The sequence below is a fragment of the Silvibacterium sp. genome (assembly GCF_047605705.1).
Lineage (GTDB): Bacteria > Acidobacteriota > Terriglobia > Terriglobales > Acidobacteriaceae > Silvibacterium.
In genome coordinates, this window is sequence record NZ_JASGFD010000025.1 from 23,074 (window position 1) to 44,272 (window position 21,199).

Annotated in this window: 13 protein-coding genes; 8 read left to right on the forward strand and 5 right to left on the reverse strand. The window is 62.1% G+C overall.

What is annotated here, in order from left to right:
* Positions 1–14 precede the first annotated feature (14 nt).
* Entirely contained in the window at positions 15–1,403 is a 1,389-nt protein-coding gene (locus QM649_RS10760; RefSeq protein ID WP_415199042.1) for a cobyrinate a,c-diamide synthase, read from the forward strand.
* Positions 1,404–1,477: 74 nt separating this feature from the next.
* Here QM649_RS10760 and QM649_RS10765 read toward each other — a convergent pair whose 3' ends face one another.
* Positions 1,478–2,566: a VWA domain-containing protein gene (locus QM649_RS10765; protein ID WP_415199043.1), complete on the reverse strand. Its 1,089-nt coding sequence runs from the start codon at positions 2,564–2,566 to the stop codon at positions 1,478–1,480.
* A gap of 381 nt (positions 2,567–2,947) precedes the next feature.
* Between QM649_RS10765 and QM649_RS10770 the strand changes: the two genes are divergently transcribed.
* The 6 genes from QM649_RS10770 to eutC all read left to right on the forward strand — a co-directional run bounded on the left by QM649_RS10770 (position 2,948) and on the right by eutC (position 11,628).
* Positions 2,948–4,219: a VWA domain-containing protein gene (locus QM649_RS10770; protein ID WP_415199044.1), complete on the forward strand. Its 1,272-nt coding sequence runs from the start codon at positions 2,948–2,950 to the stop codon at positions 4,217–4,219.
* Positions 4,219–5,070, forward strand: a complete 852-nt coding sequence (locus QM649_RS10775) for an EamA family transporter (RefSeq protein WP_415199045.1) — start codon at positions 4,219–4,221, stop codon at positions 5,068–5,070. The genes QM649_RS10770 and QM649_RS10775 overlap by 1 nt, the downstream gene beginning before the upstream one ends.
* A gap of 344 nt (positions 5,071–5,414) precedes the next feature.
* On the forward strand, positions 5,415–6,545 hold the full coding sequence (locus tag QM649_RS10780; RefSeq protein ID WP_415199046.1) for a nucleoside hydrolase: 1,131 nt from the start codon (positions 5,415–5,417) through the stop codon (positions 6,543–6,545).
* 334 nt (positions 6,546–6,879) lie between these two features.
* Positions 6,880–9,441, forward strand: a complete 2,562-nt coding sequence (locus tag QM649_RS10785) for a hypothetical protein (RefSeq protein WP_415199047.1) — start codon at positions 6,880–6,882, stop codon at positions 9,439–9,441.
* Between the two features lie 88 nt (positions 9,442–9,529).
* A complete protein-coding gene (locus QM649_RS10790; protein WP_415199048.1) occupies positions 9,530–10,870 on the forward strand; it encodes an ethanolamine ammonia-lyase subunit EutB in 1,341 nt (446 codons plus the stop codon).
* A complete protein-coding gene (eutC, locus tag QM649_RS10795; protein ID WP_415199049.1) occupies positions 10,867–11,628 on the forward strand; it encodes an ethanolamine ammonia-lyase subunit EutC in 762 nt (253 codons plus the stop codon). The genes QM649_RS10790 and eutC overlap by 4 nt, the downstream gene beginning before the upstream one ends.
* Here eutC and QM649_RS10800 read toward each other — a convergent pair.
* From QM649_RS10800 to QM649_RS10815, 4 genes are all read right to left on the reverse strand, one after another.
* Positions 11,616–13,022, reverse strand: a complete 1,407-nt coding sequence (locus QM649_RS10800; RefSeq protein WP_415199050.1) for a glycoside hydrolase family 30 protein — start codon at positions 13,020–13,022, stop codon at positions 11,616–11,618. The two genes, eutC and QM649_RS10800, sit on opposite strands and share 13 nt — an antisense overlap.
* Positions 13,023–13,153: 131 nt before the next feature.
* The gene (locus QM649_RS10805; RefSeq protein WP_415199051.1) at positions 13,154–14,968 is read right to left on the reverse strand and encodes a CRTAC1 family protein; all 1,815 of its coding nucleotides are present in this window, start codon (positions 14,966–14,968) and stop codon (positions 13,154–13,156) included.
* Entirely contained in the window at positions 14,931–16,154 is a 1,224-nt protein-coding gene (locus QM649_RS10810; protein WP_415199052.1) for a tetratricopeptide repeat protein, read from the reverse strand. The genes QM649_RS10805 and QM649_RS10810 overlap by 38 nt, the downstream gene beginning before the upstream one ends.
* A gap of 98 nt (positions 16,155–16,252) precedes the next feature.
* Positions 16,253–19,690 (reverse strand): carboxypeptidase regulatory-like domain-containing protein, encoded by a 3,438-nt coding sequence (locus QM649_RS10815; protein ID WP_415199053.1) that lies wholly within the window; start codon positions 19,688–19,690, stop codon positions 16,253–16,255.
* A gap of 411 nt (positions 19,691–20,101) precedes the next feature.
* Between QM649_RS10815 and QM649_RS10820 the strand changes: the two genes are divergently transcribed.
* Positions 20,102–21,157, forward strand: a complete 1,056-nt coding sequence (locus QM649_RS10820; RefSeq protein WP_415199054.1) for a LacI family DNA-binding transcriptional regulator — start codon at positions 20,102–20,104, stop codon at positions 21,155–21,157.
* Positions 21,158–21,199 lie beyond the last annotated feature (42 nt).

Here is a 21,199-nt window from a genome sequence, read left to right on the forward strand (position 1 = left end):
GGAAAGATGCGCCCGTGATCGCCTTCCTGGTGGCCGGAACCGGCAGCGGTGTCGGCAAGACGACCATCGCGCTGGCGCTGATGGCGGCCTTCCGCGAGCTTGGCCACACCGTGCAGCCCTTCAAGTGCGGGCCGGACTTCCTCGATACCGGGCACCACACTGCAATCTGCGGCCGCATCTCCCGCAATCTCGACACCTGGATGCTGCCCCTCGAAGCCAATCGCGAGATCTTCGCACAGGCCAGCCGCGGCGCGGACGTTGCCATCGTCGAAGGCATGATGGGACTCTTCGACGGCAAATCCGGCGAAGGCGAGCGAGGCAGCGCGGCGGAGATTGCGAAACTGCTCGATCTGCCGGTAGTGCTGGTGCTCGACGCGGCGAAGAGCGCGCGCAGCATCGCCGCCGTCGTCAAAGGCTTCGAGAGCTTCGACCCGGAACTGCGCTTCGCGGGCATCGTGCTCAATGGCGTTTCGAGCGACGGGCATTCCCGCATGCTCGAATCCGCCATCACGGCCGTCACCGCGATTCCGCTGCTCGGCCGCTTCCCTGCCAATCCTGCATTGACGATTCCCGAGCGGCACCTGGGCCTACGCACAGTAGAGGAGGAACACCCGAGCACAGATCGCAATGCGCGCTTCGCAGAGGCTGCGCGGCAATATCTCGACCTCGCCCCACTGCTCCAGCGATCGCATGGGTCGCCTACGCTCGCAGCAAGCACTCCTGTGGCGACCGAAGTGAAGGTGCGTATCGGCGTGGCGCGAGACAAGGCATTCTCCTTCTATTACGAGGACAACTTCGACTTGCTGCGTGCGTGCGGCGCGGAGATCGTGCCCTTCAGCCCGCTCTCCGACCATGCTCTGCCACGCGATCTCGACGCTCTTTATTTCGGCGGGGGATATCCCGAGCTGCATGCGGAGCAACTGGGCGCGAACCACGCGATGATCGCGGCCATTCGCAGCTTCGCCGAATCGGGCCGTGCGATCTACGCCGAATGCGGAGGCATGATCTACCTTGGGCAATCGATTACGACACTCGATAGCCAGGCGCTGCCGATGGCAGGCGTGCTGCCGCTCTCCTTTGAGATGACCCAGAGGCTGGTGCAGTTCGGCTATGTCGATATCGAGTTCACAGAGGATTGCCTGCTCGGGCCGCGCGGGCTGACCGTGCGCGGGCACAGTTTCCACTACTCGCGCCTGACGCAGAACGACGCCCTGCCCACGTCCTACCGCGTGCAATATTCGTTATCGGGAAAGACCGAGCCGGAAGGATTCCTCTACAAAAACGTGCTGGCCAGTTACATCCACCTGCATTTTCGCGGTAATGCTGTGCTGGCCCAATCGTTCGTGCGCTCTGTTGCGAATTTGTCGCCGCGAAATCGAGATGCAGAAGATCTGGCGTTATAAGATCGTGCCCTCCCACCCAAGCGAAGCTTGGATGGGGCCCCCTGATCCTCGCTTACAGAACAGCTCTGTCGTTCCTACTCCGCTCCCAGAGCGTAATAGCCTTTGCGCGCCTGCACCTTCAGCCCATCGCCTTTGCAGCTGATATCGAGCTTGCGATAGCTGCCGTCGAGCTTCAGATTTGTCGGCGTGTAGCTGAGCAGGTACTGTGTGCGCAGCTCCTCTTCGATCTGCGCGAAGGCGTCTTCGAGCTTCTTGCCGTTGTTGCCGACATTGATCACGCGGCCGCCTGTCTCCGAGGCGAGCTTCTGCATCTGCGAATCGCCGGTGTAGCCAAGGCCGAAGCCTCCGCCTGCGTAGAAGGGACGGTCGGCGATCATGATGACATAAATGATGGCGTTGGCCTTCTGCGCGGCTTCGACGGCCTCGTTGGGCTTGGTCACCGAGCCCTCGTCCTCGCCGTCCGTCAGCAGGATCAGCGCCTTGCGGCCCGTCTCCGAGCGGATCTTGTCATTCGAAACCTGCGCCACGGCGTCATAAAGAACGGTTCCCTTCGGCGCGCCATGCGTGGGGACCGGTCCCTGGCCGATGCCGGGCACGCCCATGGAACCGCCGCCGGCTGCGGTGTTGATCTCGGTGTGATCGATGGCCCGCTCCAGCTGGCTGGTGTTGCTGGTGAAATCCTGCTCGAGGTTCACCCCCACGTCGAAGCTGACGACGAAGGCTTCATCCTTCTTGCGGATGACATCCTTAATGAAGGAGTCGGCCGACTGCTGTTCGAGCGGCAGCACGCGCTGCTGGCTGCCGGAGGTGTCGATGAGCAGGCCCAGCGTGAGCGGCAGATCGGTTTCAGCAGCAAAGTTCTTGATGTTCTGCGGCTGCTTGTCCTCGAAGACCGTGCAATCGCTCTTGGCCAGCGTCGGGATGAGGCCGTTGTGCTTGTCGCGCACGGTGAAATAGAGGCTCACCAGGTTGACGTTGACCTTGAGCGTCGTCTCCGGCTTGTTCTCATCCGGCTGGTCGGGAAAATTGCTGTCCGCGGGGGGCGCATCTGCCGAGGGCGTCGTCTGGGCAAAGGCTGCGGAGGACGGCACGAGAACAAGACCGGCGGCAACACCGGGCAACAGGGCCAGCGCCAGCAGCAGGGAGCGTCGGGAATTCAGCATGGTTCTACCTTACGCGTCAGAAGTGGGAGCGGCATCCTCGCCCTGCTCTGGCGGCAGGGCGTCCGGGACAGGAATTACTCCTATAGACGCGTCTGCCGGGCGAAAGTTCTGGAATGGTCCGAAGCGCCGCCGGATGGGCTATGGGCAGCAAAGAATGGCCCTCCCGCATCTGGTAGTCTGAGGTTTAGACTTTTTCTGCGACGCTGGCGTGAGAACCGGCTCTGGCGCGTCTAAGTAGTTGCGTGGCTGGGAATTGTGTTTCGGAGATACGGAGCAGATCCCGCCCGGCCGCAGAATTACCCGTGACCCATACCAGATTATTGTCGGAACAAGTCACGGCAGGCAGTTGGAGGATTTCTGGTGACGCAAGGCGCCTTGGTAGTGGCATTGTCCCTTTTTATGATGGGGGCAGCACAGCAGCAGCAACAGCAGAGCATTCCGGACGCACCCGCGCCCGCTCCCTCGACCACTGGTCTTTCCGACCTGAAGGATCAGGTCACCCCCGGTTCCGGCACAAGCTCCAGCAGCCAGACCACCCAGCAGAGCGCGCCTGCAAGCCAGAGCCAGCAGCAAAGCCAGAGCCAGTCCAGTGCGCAGCAGGACAATACGCCCACCCAGCAGACGCCGCCGCAGACCTTCAATAACCAGCAGGACGCGCAGGCCTTCCTCATCCGCGTTCCGATTAACTACATCGAAGTTCCGGTCCGCGTGTGGGACAAGCATCATCAGCTCGTTGCCGGCCTGCAGCCGGAGCAGTTCCGCATCTTCGAAGATGGCGCGCCCCAGAATATCGCTACCTGGTCGGTCGACCCCGAACCCCTTTCGGTGGCCTTCGTCATCGATCAGACACTGCCTTCCGACGTGATGAAGAAGGTGAACGAGAGCCTGGCCGCGGTCACAGGCGCGTTCGCTCCCCAGGACTCGATGGCCATCGTGACCTATAACAACAGCCCCGAGCTGGTCACGACGTTCACCGGCGTACGCGGCGCCCGCCTGCCTGCGGCGCTCGAGTCGGCCAAGCGTCCGGGACGCGACATGGGCATGCCCACCGTGACCGGCCCGATGGCCTCCGGCATGTCGATCAACGGCAATTCGCCCGATCCGAATCTTGCCCCCCAGCGCGGCAACATGTCCGGCTTCCTGGTCGTCCCCAAGGATACGCATCCGCTCAACGATGCCATTCTCTTCGCCGCGCATGAGCTTTCGCGCCAGCCCAGGGGCCGCCGCCGCGTGATCTACGTCATCAGCGATGGCAAGGACCAGCGCAGCAAGGTCACCCAGAAGGACGTCCTCAAATTCCTGCTGACCAACAACATCTCGGTCTACGGCACGCTGGTCGGCGACTCGGCGACCTGGGGCATCGGCTACCTCGACAAGCTGCGCCTGCCGCTGCTGCCTGCGGATAACGTGCTGCCCAAGTACACCACCTTCACCGGCGGCTACCTCGAAACGCAGTTCTCCGAGAACGGCATCCAGAAGAGCTTCATGGATATCGCCACCTCGCTCCGCACCGAGTACACGCTCGGCTATTACAGCCACGCGCCGTCTCTGAGCGAGAAGCACCACACCATCGAAGTCAAGGTGAAGGTGCCGGACGTCGACATCTACGCCAAGGAAGGTTATTACCCCTCTCTGGCGAACGTCAGCCAGTAGTGGCTTCGCACCTCGGTGGAGGGCCCGTCATCCTCGGGCTCTCCACTTCCGCGCTCTGGGGCTCCTCTGACTTCACCGGAGGCTTCGCCGCCCGTCGCACCCCGCCCGCGCTCCTCGTCTCCTTCGCGCACGCACTCTCCCTGATCCTGCTGCTCGCAGCCTGTTTCCTGCACCATGAGGCGCTGGACGCGGCCTCCGTTCGTTTCGGACTGCTGAGCGGCGTGGCCGGTGGCATCGGCCTCATGGTGCTCTACCGCGCGCTGTCACTTGGGTCGATGGGGATCGTCGCCGCCATCTGCGGCGTCATCACCACGGTCATCCCGGTCATCGCCTCCTGGATTCTCGAAGGCCATGCCGCGCCGGGGAAGCTTGTGGGCTTTGCGCTGGCCGCGGTCTCCATCGCTCTTATCAGCCGTACCCCCTCCGAGCACGCAAACTCCCGCGCCGTCGGCCTCGCCATCCTTGCCGGTTTCTGTTTTGGAGGCATGCTCATCGCGATGCGCTTCGGGGCCGGACACTCCGTGCTCTGGACGATGGTCTGGACCCGTGCCGCCAGCACCACGATCGCGCTCGCCGCCACGGCATTGCTGCCCGCAGCGAGCCGCAGCCGGGCAGCTTTCGCCGCCGCGCTGTTGCCTGCCATCCTCGTCGGCACGCTCGACACCTCCGGCAACCTGCTCTACATGCTGGCCACCCTGGCCGGGCGTATGGATGTAGCCACCGTGCTCTCCGCGCTCTACCCCGGCACGACGATGCTACTGGCGATCTTCATCCTGCGCGAGAAGGCTACCCGCACACAGGCCGCCGGGATGGCGCTGGCGCTCGCCGCCGTAGCGCTGATCGCGCTGTAACTGCTGCGCGCAGGGCGATCCGCCTTTGGCCTCCGCTCCCGCTGGTCGCGTTCAAGACTCAAGTAAAAGTCAAAAAGTCTGTCATTCCGACCGAAGCGAAGCCCAAAGGGCGAGGCGTAGTGGAGGAACCTGCAGTTCTCCCTCAACAGGCGAGGATCCGAGTTCAACATGTCCCCCACTCAAGCAAAGCCTGGACGGAACACCCTCTTTGACACAATGCGAACGTCCCTGTCGCCTCTCAGAATCGAGAGATGCGGCACCCAAGGCTTGTCGCGACCAGCGGGAGCGAAGGCCGAAGGCGAATCGCCCTGCGCGTAGCAGTCCCGTGGGAAAATGGGGCCAGCATGCGCAAGATTCTTGCTCTCTTCCTTTGCCTTCTGCCCGCACTTGCCGTCCGCGCGGAGAAGCGCCTCGTCCTCATTGACCAGGACGGCTCCGGGCCGGGCGGCTCGAACCAGATGGCGATGATGGTCCTGCTGCAGTCGCCGGAGGTGGAGGTGCTCGGCATCACCATGGTCACCGGCAACGCCTGGCGCGACGAGGAGACAGCCCACACGCTCCGCATGCTCGAGCTGATCGGCCGGACCGACGTGCCGGTGGCGCAGGGCGCGGTCTTCCCGCTGGTGCGCACGCAGCAGGAGACCGAGCTCCAGTCCGCCCTGGTGGGCAAGGTGGCGTGGCTCGGAGCCTGGGGACAGGGCCCGAACACCCTCGTCCAGACCTCGGAGGGCCTCGCCGGGCAGGTGACTCACCCTGGCGACGCGCATGGCCCTTACTTCGTCCCGAAGCTGGCCGAGGGCGCGCCCCACACGAAGCCAATCGACGAGGACGCCGTGCATTTCCTCATCCGGCAGGTGCATGCGCATCCACACCAGGTCACGATCTATGCCGCCGGCCCGCTCACGAACATCGCGCTGGCCATCTCCATTGATCCGCAGTTCGCCGGGCTGACCCGGGGCATCGTCATCATGGGCGGCAGCCTCAATCCGCAGACGGCCGACCCGGAGTTTTCCGCCTCGCCGCGGCATGAGTTCAACTTCTGGTTCGATCCCGAGGCAGCGCACATCACGCTGCGCGCTCCCTTTCCCCGCATCGACCTGACAACCGTGGATGTGTCGATCAAGGCGCCCTTCACCGAGGCGATGCTCAAGGAGATCGCCCAATCGCCGAACCCCGCGGCACAGTACATCGCAAAGTATTCGGAAGACCGCTACTACCTCTGGGACGAGCTGGCCGCCTGCGCCCTGATCGATCCGACGCTGATTACGGGCGAAAAATCGGTCTACATGGACGTCGATCTGAGCCATGGCCCGTCCTACGGCGACACATTGACCTGGTTCCAGGCGAACAAGCCCCAGACCGAACTGCAGGTCGTCCACGCCCAGACCGACGTCGATCTTGAGCGATTTGACCGGATGTTCGTCCAGCTGATGAAGGCTCCAACGCCCCCTCACAACATAACGAGCCAACACTGATCGTTTTGATTCAACGACTTAGCAGAATCCCTAACAGGACTCAGCCCCAGATGACAACCAGGATTCCGCCCCGTCCAAACCTTTAGGACGCCGCAACCTGGCCGGAACTGCCGGGTTGCTACCCAGAGGAGCGCGCCCAATCGCGTTTCCACGCCTTCCGGCTCCGGCCGGCCCGCATCCAATCCCACGAGGCCCAAGGCCTCCATCGCAGAGATCTGGAGTGACCAGAGACACGACCATGAGCCCACGATCCGTTCGATCAAGATCCGCTCGACTGCGCACTGCTGTCCTTTCCGTTGCTGTACTCGCGCTTTCCACGTTTTCCCTCCGCCTGATGGCGGACCCCGCGCCGTTCGACCTGCAGGGACCTACGCTCGAAATCAAGGTCACCCGCGGCGGCATGTCGTTGCCCATTACGCAGGTGCCGAACCTCTCCGTCGGCGACCGCATCTGGATTCACCCGGACTTTCCCGCCACGCAGGCCGCACATTACCTGCTGATCGGCGCTTTCCTGCGCGGCACGACGAATCCGCCGCCGGATAACTGGTTCTTCAAGGCCGAAACCTGGGACAAAAAGTTCACGGGACTGAACATCACCGTCCCTGAGGGCGCGCAGCAGGTCATCATCTTCCTCGCGCCGGAGACAGGCGGCGACTTCAAGACGCTGATCAACGCTGTCAAAGGACGTCCCGGCTCGTTCGTGCGCGCCTCGCAGGATCTGAACCAGGCGAGCCTCGACCGCACGCGCCTGGATACCTATCTCGCCGCCGTCCGGCAGATCAACAGCCAGGATCCGACCAAGCTCAAGGACGCGACGCCGCTGCTGGCCCGCAGTCTGAGCGTGCAGTTCGACGACAAGTGCCTACAGCAGCAGCCTGACCTGCAGGCTTCCTGCCTCACGGCCAAGCAGGACAGCCTCATTCTCGACGATGGGCACAGCCAGTCGATCGTCTCGGCGCTCACCAACGGCTCAGCCGGTGACCTTGCGCTCGAAGCCAGCTACACGGCGCAGGCGAACTACGGCTACTACAGCCCCTATATTTCGTCGGTGATGGACATCGCACGCATCCTCGACAGCTTCCACACCGCGCAGTACCAGTACATTCCCGGCCTCGCCTCGTTCCACAACGGCAACTACGAGCTGAAGCTGAACGCGCCGCCGTCGTTCCACAACCCCAAGTCGGTCATCGTCGTGGCACTGCCTCCGGTGGAAGGCTCGCAACCGCCGCCGCTGCACCCCATCGACGAGAAGCAGGCTTTCTGCGCCGAGAAGAAGGATCTGGTGCTGCCGGTGGATGGCGCGCCGCTGGTCTTCTCTACGCCCTATGCGCATAACCTCGCGCTGCACCTTACCAGCGACGGCAAGAGTTTTGATCTGCCGCTCACACCGGACGCCATCCACGGCGGCTTCCAGGTCGATACCAAGCCCCTCGGCGGCACCGTACCCGGCCCGAACACCGAAGCCTCGGTAAAGGGCGTCTGGGGCTTCTCGCCCTTCGATGGCCCGAAGTTCCATCTGCAGGGCGCACGAGAGCAGAAGTGGGAGCTGGCTTCCACCGACCAAAGCGCGCTGGTCGTCGGTCGCGATGACACCATCCACCTCGAAGCCGAGGACGCAAGCTGCGTCGACTCGGTCGAGTTCAAGGATGCGAGCGGCAAAGAGGCCAAGGCCGACTGGAAGCTCTCGAAGCCGAACCAGCTCGAAGTGAAGCTTGCTCTCAAGGACGCGAAGCCGGGCGAACTCACGCTCGTGGTGAAGCAGGCCGGCCTCGAAAAGCCTGAGCCGATTGCGATGAAGGCCTACGCCGAAGCCGGCCATCTCGAAAGCTTCACCATCCACGCCGGCGATCCGAATGGTCTACTCAAGGGCAGCCGTCTGGATGAAGTTGCGAGCCTGACGGTGAAGGGCGCGAAGTTCGAGCCCGGCAGCCTGTCCAGCTCCGAAGGCAGCGATGAGCTGCCCATGCTGACCAAGGACACGAAGGCCGCCGAAGGCTTTACCGCCGGGCAGTCGCTCGACGCCACGGCGACCCTGAAGGACGGCCGCACGCAGAGCGTCAGCGTCACGGTCGATGCCTCGCGTCCGCGCATTGCGCTCATCGGCAAGAACATCGAGGCCGACAACAGCGCGAACGACAACATCCAGCTGGCCAATCAGGACGAACTGCCGCAGAACAGCAAGCTCGTCTTCTCGATCAAGGCGCAGTCGCCGAACAGCTTCAAGCGTGAGGACAAGGTCGAGGTCGCGACCGAAGACAACTCCTACTCGACCGTGCTCTCGATGGGAGAAGGCACGCTGACGCTGCAGGACGCGAGCACCGCGCTGGCCACGCTCGACCCTGCAAAGGCCTTTGGCAGCTCGGCTTTCGGTCCGCTGCGCTTCCGCATCGTGGACGCAAGCGGCGACAAGGGCGACTGGCAGCCGCTGGCCACGCTGGTGCGCCTGCCGCAGTTCAAGACGCTGAACTGCCCCTACGACACCACGCAGCCCTGCAAGCTCACCGGCTCGAACCTCTTCCTCGTGGGCTCGGTTGCAGGCGATCAGCAGTTCAGCCATCCGGTGCAGGTTCCGGACGGCTTCCCCGGCGGCTCGCTGCCGGTGCCGCATCCTGCGGGCAGCCAGCTCTTCGTGAAGCTGCGCGACGATCCCTCGGTCGTCAACCAGGTCACGCTCACGGCGGTGGTGGCGCCCGCTCCCGCACCGGCAGCAGCGCCTGCTCAGCCTTCAGTCACGCCCGTCAACCCGTCGATCGCGCCGGACGGCAAGCCTCGCCCGGACTACACGCAGCCCTCGAACAACTCGAGCAGCAACTCCACATCCGGCAGCCCGACAAACAATGCGGCGAGCAATTCGACAAACAACGCGGCAACACCTTCCACGACGCAGCCGCAGTAGCACCTTCCCACAAAACGCGTCGCTCCCGAAAAGCGGGTGGAGTAATCTGAACTCCACCCGCTTTTCTTGTCTCGCATTCTGATTTCAGATGAGCTACCAACACACCATCCGCGGCGTCTCTTATACCTTCTCCGATCTGCGCGAGCTGCTGGCCAAGGCCACACCGGCACGCAGCGGCGATGAGCTTGCAGGCCTCGCCGCCAGCTCCGCTGCAGAGCGCGTAGCCGCGCAGATAACCCTCGCGGACCTTCCGCTGGCCGAGTTCCTCGCACATCCGCTCATCGAAGACGACGAAGTCACACGCCTGATTCACGCGCAGCATGACGCCGCGGCCTTTGCGCCGCTCGCAAGCTTCACCGTGGGCGAGCTGCGCGACTGGCTGCTGGGCGACGAAGCCACCGGCGAACGCCTCACCGCATTGCACTGGGCCTTCACGCCGGAGATGGCGGCGGCCGTCTCGAAGCTCATGCGCCTGCAGGATCTCGTCCTTGTCGCGCGCAAGATCCGCGTCGTCACGCGCTTCCGCACCACCATCGGCCTCGCCGGTACGCTCGCCTCACGACTGCAGCCAAATCATCCAACCGACGACGCAACCGGCATCGCAGCATCCATGCTCGACGGGCTCTTGTTGGGTGTGGGCGACGCGGTCATCGGCATCAATCCTGTCTCGGATAATGTTGCGACGACGACCACGCTGCTCACGCTGATCGACCGCGTACGCGAGCGCTATCGCATCCCGGTGCAAAGCTGCATACTCGCGCACATCACCACGCAGATGCAGGCGCTCGAGCGCGGCGCGCCCGTGGACCTGCTCTTTCAGTCGATTGCCGGAACCGGGAAGGCGAATACCTCCTTCGGCGTCTCGCTCTCGCTGCTCGATGAAGCCTATGACGCGGGCCTTTCGCTCAAGCGCGGCACACTCGGCGAGAACCTGATGTACTTCGAGACTGGCCAGGGCAGCGCGCTTTCTGCGAACGCGCACTACGGCATCGATCAGCAGACATGTGAGGCGCGCGCGTATGCCGTTGCGCGACAGTACAAGCCGCTGCTGGTGAATACCGTCGTCGGCTTCATCGGGCCAGAGTATCTATACGACGGCAAGCAGATTCTGCGCGCCGCGCTCGAAGATCACTTCTGCGGCAAGCTGCTCGGTCTGCCGATGGGCTGCGACGTCTGCTACACCACGCACGCCGAGGCCAACGACGACGACACCGACACCATCATGACCATGCTCGGCGCAGCCGGCGTGAACTACATCATGGGCGTGCCCGGCGCGGACGACGTGATGCTCAACTATCAGAGCACCTCCTTCCACGACATCGCCTACCTGCGCACCGCGCTCGGCCTCAGACCCGCGCCGGAATTCGAAGCGTGGCTCGATGCGGGGCTGCGTGAAGAGCTTTCCCTCGCAGGGCTGCTCACCGCATGAGTGACAAACTCGCGCACCATGATCCGGCAGCATTGCGCGATGCGCTTCGCGCGCATACACCGGCGCGCGTGGGCCTGCGCAGTGCCGGGCGATCGCTGGCGACGAGTGAAATCCTCGACCTCAACTGGTCCCTGGCGCAGGCGCGCGATGCGCTGCACACGCCACTGAGCGTGGTCACGCTGGTGCCCGCATGCGCCGCCGAAGGCTGGATGCCTCTGCGCGCACACAGCGCCGCGCAGGACCGCAGCGAATATCTGCGGAGACCCGACCTCGGACGCCAGCTTAGCGAAGCTTCGCGCGAAACCCTGACCACGCAGCACACACAACCACGGCCCCTCGCCATCGTCCTCGCCGATGGTCTATCGTCGCTTGCCGTCGAGCGGCATGCCCTGCCGCTGCTTGTCGCGCTACGGAATCTGTCGCCGGAGGTGGTCACTGCTCCGCTGGTGATTGCCGAGCAGGCGCGCGTCGCCCTGGGGGATGAGATCGGCGAACTGCTGGACGCAGAACTTATCCTGTTCATGATCGGCGAACGCCCCGGGCTCAGTTCACCCGACTCGCTCGGCGTGTATCTTACCTGGTCACCAAAAAGAGGAAGGACGGATGCCGAGCGCAATTGCATCTCGAACATCCGTCCTGAAGGCCTGCGTTATGCCGAAGCCGCGGAGAAGATCGCCTTCTATCTCCGCGCGGCGCGCCAACTGGGGCGCACCGGCGTCGATCTCAAAGAAGATTCCCTGTTACCTCACCAGACATAGGTCGCAACCGCACCGGCCGGCAGCGAAGTCGTAATCGCCTTGCCGTGATCGCGGATCGCGAATTTCTGCTCGTCCTTCGAGGTGTTCGCCACGATGACGACTTCCCTGCCGCCTTCTACCTTGAAAGCCACATTCGGCAGGCTGTCCGGCTCATTCGAACCGATGCGCACCGAGCCCGTCGGAACGAACTTCGAAGCCTGTGCGACCGTGTAGTACGCGATGTTCCGTGTGATTGCGTCGCCGTCGATGGTGATTGCGCCCTCGCAGATCGGGCAGCCGCCGTCGTTCGTGTGCGGGCCAAGCTCAGGATCGGCAGCGAGGTTCCACAGCAACACGTTGCGAGCCCAGTTGCGCGGCGCGCCGACGATGAGCCGCGACACCGAACGCGCAATGGCAAGCTGCGACTCCCCCTTCTCATCGATGGTCATCTGCTCGGTGAAGTAGAGATTCTTCTTCGGATAAGCATCGTGCACCTTGGTCATCGCGCTGATATCGCCCTCATAAAGGTGGAAGGCCGAGCCGTCGACATACTTCGCAGCTGCGGGATCCTTGAGGATCGTCATCGGATACTCGGGCTTGTCGCAGTTGTGGTCATAGACGATGATCTTTGTCTTCAGCTTTGCCTTTTCGAAGGCCGGACCGAGCGCGGTCGCGATGAACTTCGCCTGATCTTCGGCCTGCATCACCATGCTCGGTGTGTTGTGCGGATTCAGCGGCTCGTTCTGCACCGTGATGGCATCGATGCGGATGCCCTGCGCCCGCATCGCATCGATGTACTTCACAAAGTAGGCCGCATATGCGCCGTAATATTCCGGCTTGAGGCTGCCGTCCTTGAGCTTGCCGTTCGTCTTCATCCACGCAGGCGCCGACCACGGCGAACCAAGAATCTTGAGCTCCGGATTGATGGCGAGAATTTCCTTGAGCACCGGCACCACCGTATCCGCATCGGGGCCAAGATTAAACTTCTCGAGCTTCGGGTCCGTGTCGCCGTCCTTGAGGTCGTCATAGGTGAAGGCGTGGTCATTCATGTCCGACGATCCGATGCTCACGCGGATGTAATTCACGCCAACTTCGTTATCGCCTCGCCCAAAGAGCTCGCGCAGTAGCTCGCCGCGCTGCGGCGCGCTCATCTTCATCAGCAGCTGGGCGCTACCGCCGGTGAGTGCGAAGCCAAAACCATCCATGGACTGGAACTTCTTGCTGTCGTCGACATCGATCACCGGAAGCTTGCTGTCCTTTTCCTTATGAAATTCGAGCAGGCCCGGCTGCTTCGCCAGCAGCGAGCTGCGATCGGCGGTCGTCAGCCACTCGGTGGCGTCACTCGAGCCGGCAAAGGAAAACGAGGGCAGGGCAAGCAAAAGCAACGCGGGCAGGATGGCAGGACGGAAGCGCACAGGAGTTCCTCTCGTGAGTCGATCGATCTTCGGGCGTCGCAGGCGCGGACAGCCCGCAATCATTAGGCATTTGAGCGAAGCAGGCTGTCAAGCCAATGCGCACCCTGCACGCAGAAAACAAACGTTTGTCTCTACGGGACGATCAATTTATCCGGCGATGACGAGGCAGCCTTCTTCGAAACCACTCCCGCGCCCTCGCGAACCGTATAAAAATGCTCGCCGTCTAGGTTCGTGAGCGTGTCCTTGGCGCCATCCGGCCATCGGACTTCGACCTTCTCTGCGCGCGCATGTGCTCCGAGGCCGAAGTGCAGACGCAGGTCGCTCTGCGAGAGATAACTGCCGCCGCTCAGCACCTCACCGTTCTGCGTGAGGTCGCCACTCGTCACGCGCACGCGCGTGTTCAGCGCGAGGCGGTTGCTCTTCGTTCCTTCGAGCGTAAAGCTGATCCAGTGATTCTCCTCGCCGCCCTTCGGCCTCAGGATCATCGGAGGTCCGGTGAGGTTTTCAACGATCAGCTCCTGCTTGCCATCATTGAAGAGATCGGCCACAGCAAGCCCGCGGCTCACCTGCGGCGTTTCGATCGCCGGCCCTGCGTCCTGGCTCACATTGCGAAACGTCCCGTCGCGCTGGTTGCGCAGCAGCAGCTTCGGCTCGCGATAACGCGCCGCCGTATGCGCGTCATCCACCTGTGGGTACACGTGCCCATTCACCAGGAAAAAGTCGAGCCATCCGCTATTGTCGAGGTCGACGAGCGCATCGCCCCAGCCGACATAACCTTTACTCGCGAGCTCGATGCCACTCGCAGCCGAGATATCGCTGAAACTCATATTTCCATCATTGCGATATGCAGCCGCGTATTCATTGTCGAAGTGAGAGAGGATGATTACGGAGCGCCCCGAGTGCAGAGCATCGCCATACGCGACGCCCATGTTGGCCTGCTCCACACCATCTTCGCTCGCCGCTACGCCTGCGGTGTAAGCCACGTCAGAGAAGGTGCCGTCGCCGTGGTTGCGATAGAGGTAGTTTTGCTCGCCATCGTTGGTCACAAATAAATCGAGATGCCCGTCATCGTCGAAGTCGGACCAGATCGCGGTGAGACCGAAGAGCTTCTGCTCATCCGCAACACCTGCCTTCACCGAAACATCGGTGAAGGTGCCGTCATGATTGTTGTGATAAAGATTATCCGGCGATCCCTTCAGTCCGCGCGGACCGCACTGCACCTCGACACCGAGATACCGGCACGTCTTGCTTGAGCCGAAGACCGGGAGCGCCTTCAGATCCAGATCGACATAATGCGAGACGAAGAGATCGGCATAGCCATCCTTGTCGTAATCGCCAAAAGCCGCACCCGTGGCCCAGAGCTTGTCGTCTGCGAGTCCAGCAGCCTTCGTCACATCGGTGAATGTGCCATCGCCGTTGTTACGATAGAGCACCACACCGCCGAAGCATGTCACCAGCAGGTCGGGCAAACCGTCGTTGTTGTAGTCACCCACCGCCGCGCCCATCGCCCAGCATGGTGTCGCAACCCCGGCCTTCTCGGAGACATCAGTAAATGTGCCATCGTGATTGTTACGATAGAGCGCACTGCGCGCCGGCTTGCCTGCCAGCGCCATCTCCACGCTTTGTGCGCCGGTAAAGTAGAGGTCAGGCCAGCCATCGTGATCGTAGTCGATCACCGCAACACCGCCGCTCATCGACTCCACAATATAGCGCTGCGCGGGGCTGGAAAGATGCTCCCAGTGGATGCCGGTCGACGCGGTGATGTCGATCAGCTGCACAGAAGAAGTCTTTTCGCGGCGCGCGGACTCCTGCGCAGGCTCCTGCGCTCGCGCACGTGAAGGGCCGCAACATGCGGCCATCAGCGCGAAGATGACAATCCGCAGCGCAAGCCGAATTCCGTGCAGAGCGTTAGTTCTTCGGGAGTGACGCGTCGTCTTTCGGGTCATCGCGGATCTGGTCCGGCTGAATCTGGAGCTCTTTATACATCGCGCGGAGCTTGTCTTTCATCTGCCGGTATTTTTGAAACTGCTCGAGCTCGGCCTTTGCCTGTTCTGCGTTGCCTTGTTCGCGAAAGAGCGTACTCAGGCGATAGTGCGCGGTCGCGTTCGTCGGATCGACCTGCACCACGTGCTCAAGCAGCGGTAGAGCCTTATCCTTCTGGTCGAGCGCAATGTACGTCTTCGCGAGTCCGAAGTTTGCCTCGGCATCGTCGGGACGAAGCGCGACGGCCTTTTCATACGCCGGCTTCGCCTGCGTCCAGTCATTCTTCGCGGCCGCCGCATCCCCGATGCGCTCAAGCGACTTCTCATCGCCGGGGTTCTGCTTCAAAGCTTCTTCGTACTCGGCAATCGCCTCCTGCTTCAACTTCGGATCGGACGAGGTGTTCAGCAGTTCGGCCAGCTCGAAGTGCACACCGGGCAGTTTCGGATCGAGCGCGATGGCCTTGCGGTATTCGGCGATGGCTTCGTTCGTCTTGCCTTCGCGCGTCTCCTCGTGCGCCATCACCTGGTGCATCTGCGGCGAGTCGGGATCGACCAGCGAGAGGCTCACGATAGACTCCGCCGCAAGATCGGAGTGAATACGATAGGCCGCGTAGAGAACCTCTACGTTCTCAGGATCGTTTCTGCGCAACTCGGCAACCGTCGCGGCTGCCTTATCCAGCTCGCCTGTTGCGGAATACAGCTCGATCAATGACAGCCCGAGTTGCGTTTTGAATTTCGTCTCGGTAATCAGCGGAAATGCGGCTTCCATGTCGATACGTGCTGCGGCCAGGTCGCCGGTGTTGCGCTCCGTGATGCCCAGCAATCCCTGGATCTTCGCCAGCCCCGGCTGCAGCGCAACAGCCTGCCTCAGATGCGGCAGCGCGCCGGCGTAATTGCCGCGGAAGAAGAGCAGCACGCCCAGATTCGCCTGCACATCGACGTTCTGGGGATCGAGCTTTACCCACGCTTCGAGTTCAGGAATAGCCAGCTCAGGCTTCTTCTCACGCAGATACTCCTGCGCTTTGCGGGCATGCGCGGCGATCTCGGCCTGCGTGCCAGTAGCCGGCGTGGTTGCGGTCTGCGCGAAGAGCGGAGCGGCGAGGAGGAGGGCGCCGGCAAAAAAGAGGCAGGGGCGCGATAGGAATTTCATGACAGACGATGATAGCCGGTGAAGACGTGAGCACGCAGCGCATAAAAGAAGGGAGACGGCGAACCGTCTCCCCGGTTTTCATGTGATGCAGTGGAAGGTTAGAAGTTGATGTGAGCCGCCAGCTGCACGGTACGGCCACCGACCGTCGTACCCGTGATCTGCTGCTGACCGGTCCAGGTGTAGGGCTGCCCCGCCTCCTGACCGGAGGGTCCGGTCAGCTGCTGCGTGGGCATGCCGAAGCTGGCATGGTTGAAGGCGTTCGACGCATCGGCGCGGATGTTCAGCTTGACGTTCTCGTAGATCGAGAAGGTCTTGCCGGCCGAGAGGTTGACCTGGTCGATGCCGGGGCCATAGAGGGAGTTGCGGCGAACATTGCCGAAGGCACCATCCGCCGGCTTGATGAAGGCTTCCGGGTTATACCACTCGTTCGCGCAACCCGGATAGCCAGGTTCGCAGCGAGCCGAACGATGAGCCGGCTTGACGTCCTTCACAGCCGGGTTCCAGTCGGGGAACACCGAACCGGCCTGCTGGTAGTTGGCCTGTGTGCCGTACACGGTGAACGGATTGCCCGAGGAGAGCACAATGGTGCCGGAAAGCTGCCATCCACCGATGACCTCATCCAGCAGCGCATTGTGGTTCAGGAATAAGCGTCCCTTGCCGAAGGGCAGTTCGTACAGCGCATAGCCCTTGAAGGCGTTGCGGATGTCGAAGTTCGAGTTGCTGTAATTGCCACTCGGGTTGTTGGCCTGCTGGTAGTTCTGCTGGCCGGAACGGCTGCCCCAGGCAGACGAGTCCTGGTCGTCGAGGAAGTGCGACCAGACGTAGTTGAAGCTGTAGCTGAATCCCTGTGCCAGACGGCGGGAGATCGTAGCCTGCAGCGAGTTGTAGTTGGAGATACCGTTGTTCGAGCTGCCAGTGATGCCCTGGTAGGCCGAGTACGGACGATACGCGGTGTCATTCGTCGAGAAGTACTGCTCCGGCACCGCATTCAGATCGGTCGGATAGTTCAGATTGAAGCCGTGGCTGCCTACATAGGAGAGCTCGGTCATCATGTTCGAGCCGATCATTTTCTGCAGAGCGACGTTGTACTGGTAGATCTTGGGAACAGGGGTGTGGAACTCGTTGTACGTCACGGCCTGGCCGTTGAAGCGTGTGGGAGAAGTGCTGGCCGCGGAATACGGCAACGGGGTGCTGGTGCCGTAGATGGTGCCAGGGCCGTCCAGCTTGGTGATCGGCGTGATGCCGTTGGTCTGATCGGAGTCGTTACCGCTCGAAAGCACAGCTCCGCCCATACCGCCGCCGTAAGTATCCAGGCTCCAGTTATAGGAGTAGACACCAAAGCCACCGTTCAGCGTGGTGTCCTGCTTCGGCTGCCAGGAGAAGCCCACACGAGGCAGGATGGTGTTGTAGACATCGGCCTGCAGTGCGCCGCGGCCATGGGCCTTGGTGCTGCCATACCAGTACGCGCCGTCCTGATTGGTTGCCGTGTTCAGCACTTCCGGATCCCACACGGCTTCGTTGCCGGTAATTTCATTCCAGCCGTGGTTGATCTGGTAGCGGAGGCCGAGGTTGATGGTCAGGTTCGGACGCAGCTTCCAGTCATCCTGGATAAAGACCTGCGGGCTCTTGAGGCGTGCGCCATATTCCGGCGATACGCTCGCGTTCCAGCTGTTCGGGAGACCGAGCAGGAAGTCGGCGTATTCCAGACCGGTGGAGGTGTCGGGCGAGGCGACGCCATTCGCGTCCAGCGTCCACTGTTCGGTGTACTGGCCGGCGAAGGTCATGGTGCCTGCGTTGGTGTTGCCCCAGGCCGTCGAGTCATCGCGATAGATAAGGAACTCGCCGCCGAAGTGGAGGATGTGACGGCCGCGGATCATCGTGACGACATCCGACGGATCGAAGACATGCTCCTTATAGACGGCATTCGCGCTGGGCTCAATCCAGGCATAAGGATAGTTGCGGTCGTACTGGATGTTCGGGATGCTGTCCGCCTTGGCGAACTGCCAGCCGAGTGCCGAAGGATATCCCTGTCCGAGAGTCAGGTCCTGATAGAAGTTGCCCTGCCAGGTGTAGCCGAGGCGCGCTTCGTTGATGGTGGTCGGGCTGATGTTCCAGACGTCGGTCACCTGCGCGTTGTTGTTGTCCACATCGCCCGACTGGCAGCCGATCGGGCAGGCGGTCACACCGTTCGGATACACCACCGGCGTATCGCTCTGCGTGTCGGACAGCGTGAGGCGGTTGGTCTTGGTGATGTCAAAATCCAGGCGGCCGAAATACTTCCGGTAAGGCGTCGACTGCGGAACGCTGGAGTAGAAGTTATTCTGCAGTTCGCCATCGGAGCCGATGCTGCCGGGAATGAACTTGCCACCCGCGATGTGATTGGAAGCGGTCGGGTAGAACTGCTGGAACTTGTTCGCCACCGAATCAATCATTGCCGCCGGAATGGCGTTCGATCCGTATTCCTCCTGGAAGGACTTACGAACCGGGTAAGGATTGCCCTTCGAGTCATAGGCAATGGTCTGCGTCGTGGGATCGTAGATGGTGTACTGGCCGGTGAAATCGCCGCCCATGACCGCCGCGGTCGGAATCGAATTGGTGGCGTTGCTGGCCGCACCGTGATTCACGATCTGGTCATAGTTGAAGTAAAAGAACATCCGCTTCTTGAGGATCGGACCACCGATCGATCCACCGAAGTCGTTGTAACGCGAGAAGGGCACGGTCGGCTGGCTGGCAAAGCCGAAATTGTTCGCATTCAGCTTGTCGTTCTGCCAGTAGTCGTAGGCTGTGCCGTGGAACTGGCTGGTGCCGCCCTTGGAAATCTGGTTGAAGACCGCGCCGCCGATGCCGTACTGCGCCGAGAAGGTCGAGGTGTTCACCTGCAGCTCGGCCACATTCTCAAAGACTTCAGGATTGGCGTTCGAGCTGTGCGAGAGCGTCGTCGAAGCACCGTCTGCTAGCACGTTGCTGTAAGGCAGGTTGCCGTTGATGGCCACTTCCTGGCCGGGGTTGTTGGCGCCTGCACTCGAAGCCGGAGTACCGGTTGCGCCCGGCAGCAGGATCATGAAGTTTTCCCAGTCCTGCGTGGTCTGGGGCAGCTGCGCCATCGACTTCGCATCGAGGGTCGTCTTCTGCTCACCCGATTCGGTCTGCAGCAGCGGAATGTCGGTGTTGACCACAACCTTCTGGCTGACAGCGCCCACTTTGAGGTTGCCGTTGACCGTGCTGTAGCCCACCTGGAGGGTGATGGGGCCGCGGACGAGCTGCTCAAAGCCGTCCTTAGTGAAGGTCACCGTGTAGTTGCCGGTCACGATCGAGCCGGTGTCAAAAACACCCGCGTCATCCGAAGTGAAAGATTTCGATACGCCGGTATCGACATTCAGAACCGTAATCGTCGTACCGGGGATAACCGCTCCGGTTGCGTCCGTAATGGTTCCGCGGATGTCGCCCGCGTTCATGCTCTGCGCCCATACAGGTGCGCTGCCCGCACCCATGGCCACGGCGAGTATCGCCGCTCCAAGGCGTCCCAAATTCTTCATACTGCCTCCCGAAAAGATCTTGCCCTTCCGTCTCTTCTGTAAAACTCATGAGGTTCTGCCCGTTACTATCCGGCAACTCCGGTGGGGAGAAACTGGCAGCCCCTGGCGTCCTTCCCATAGACAATCGCTTGTCTTAACACTGGACAGGAATGCGTTGCAGATTACAGCGCCTTCGAACAACGATTGTCAAGCGGGGCCCGAAATGATTTTTCAGACTAGACAAACGTTTTCCTCCGGAAGGCGGGAAAAAGCCCGGTCCTCTGATCTGGCCGGCGGCACGATTCTCCGCAATCGTTTGCCTGAATTTTGCGCGAGGACGCTGCAAAATCCCATCGGGCACCCAATTATTTGCTACACTCCACAGGACATCAGGCGCTTAGGCAGCAGGTTCACAGGCAGGTTCAGAGGTAGATGGCAGCAAAATCCGAGAGTGGAAAAAAGGGCAGGCAGCCGCTTCGCGATAAGCCGGTTCGCCTGAAGGAGCTGGCCGAGTACCTGGGCCTGAACCCGTCCACCATCTCCGTCGTGCTCAATGACACCCCGGGACGCTCGATCCCGGAAGCGACCCGCCAGCGCATCAAGGAAGCCGCGCAGAAGCTCAACTACCAGCCGAACCTGGTGGCGCGCTCCTTCCGCAACCGCCGCACCCTCACCATCGGCATCATGGTGCCGGTGCTCAGCGACGGCTATCACACCGAGATCATGACCGGCGCCGGCGATTGCCTGGTCAACGCCGGCTACTTCTACTTCACGGCACACCACCGCCATCGCCCGGCACTGGTCGACCAATACAGCCGCCAGCTGGTGGCCAAGGGAGCCGAGGGGCTGATCTGCATCGATACTGCGATCGAGCACCCGATGTCCGTGCCGGTGGTCGCCGTCGCCGGTCATCGGCACGTCCGCAACGTCACGAACGTCGTGCTCGATCATCGACGGGCAGCGGAGTTGGCCATCCAGCACCTGTATTCTCTGGGCCACCGGCGCATTGCTTTCATGCACGGCCAGCCCTTCAGCTCGGACTCGAACGACCGCTGGCAGAGCATGGTCGATGTCTGCAGGGAACTTGGCCTGCCCATGCATCCCGAGCTCATCATGCAGCTGGATCGCGACATCAGCACGCCGGAACTCGGCTATCCGGTGGTCGAGCAGCTGGTGAAGGCTCGCCGCAAATTCACCGCGCTGGTCTGCTTCAACGACATTGCCGCCATCGGCGCCATCCGCGGCCTGCGCGATCTCGGACTGCGCGTGCCTGAGGATGTCTCGGTCATCGGCTTCGACGACATCAAGGCTGCCGCCTTCCTGACACCGGGCCTCACCACCATCCGCCAGCCGCTGGCCGAGATGGGTCGCTTCGCCGCGCAGTACATGGTCAACCGGCTGAACCAGACGGAAGAATTCCGCGAGCAGGTTGCCTTCGAGCCCGAGTTGATCGTTCGCGAGTCGACCGCGCCACCGCACCGCAGCTGACTTTCCTATCCCAAAAGAAAAGGCCCGGGATCGATCCCGGGC

Coding starts and splice junctions, on each gene's coding strand:
- QM649_RS10765 (WP_415199043.1), bottom strand. CDS start 2,566: ATGCTGAATTCCCGACGCTCCCTGCTGCTGGCGCTGGCCCTGTTGCCC.
- QM649_RS10780 (WP_415199046.1), top strand. CDS start 5,415: ATGCGCAAGATTCTTGCTCTCTTCCTTTGCCTTCTGCCCGCACTTGCC.
- QM649_RS10785 (WP_415199047.1), top strand. CDS start 6,880: ATGGCGGACCCCGCGCCGTTCGACCTGCAGGGACCTACGCTCGAAATC.
- QM649_RS10790 (WP_415199048.1), top strand. CDS start 9,530: ATGAGCTACCAACACACCATCCGCGGCGTCTCTTATACCTTCTCCGAT.
- eutC (WP_415199049.1), top strand. CDS start 10,867: ATGAGTGACAAACTCGCGCACCATGATCCGGCAGCATTGCGCGATGCG.
- QM649_RS10805 (WP_415199051.1), bottom strand. CDS start 14,968: ATGACCCGAAAGACGACGCGTCACTCCCGAAGAACTAACGCTCTGCAC.
- QM649_RS10810 (WP_415199052.1), bottom strand. CDS start 16,154: ATGAAATTCCTATCGCGCCCCTGCCTCTTTTTTGCCGGCGCCCTCCTC.
- QM649_RS10815 (WP_415199053.1), bottom strand. CDS start 19,690: ATGAAGAATTTGGGACGCCTTGGAGCGGCGATACTCGCCGTGGCCATG.
- QM649_RS10820 (WP_415199054.1), top strand. CDS start 20,102: ATGGCAGCAAAATCCGAGAGTGGAAAAAAGGGCAGGCAGCCGCTTCGC.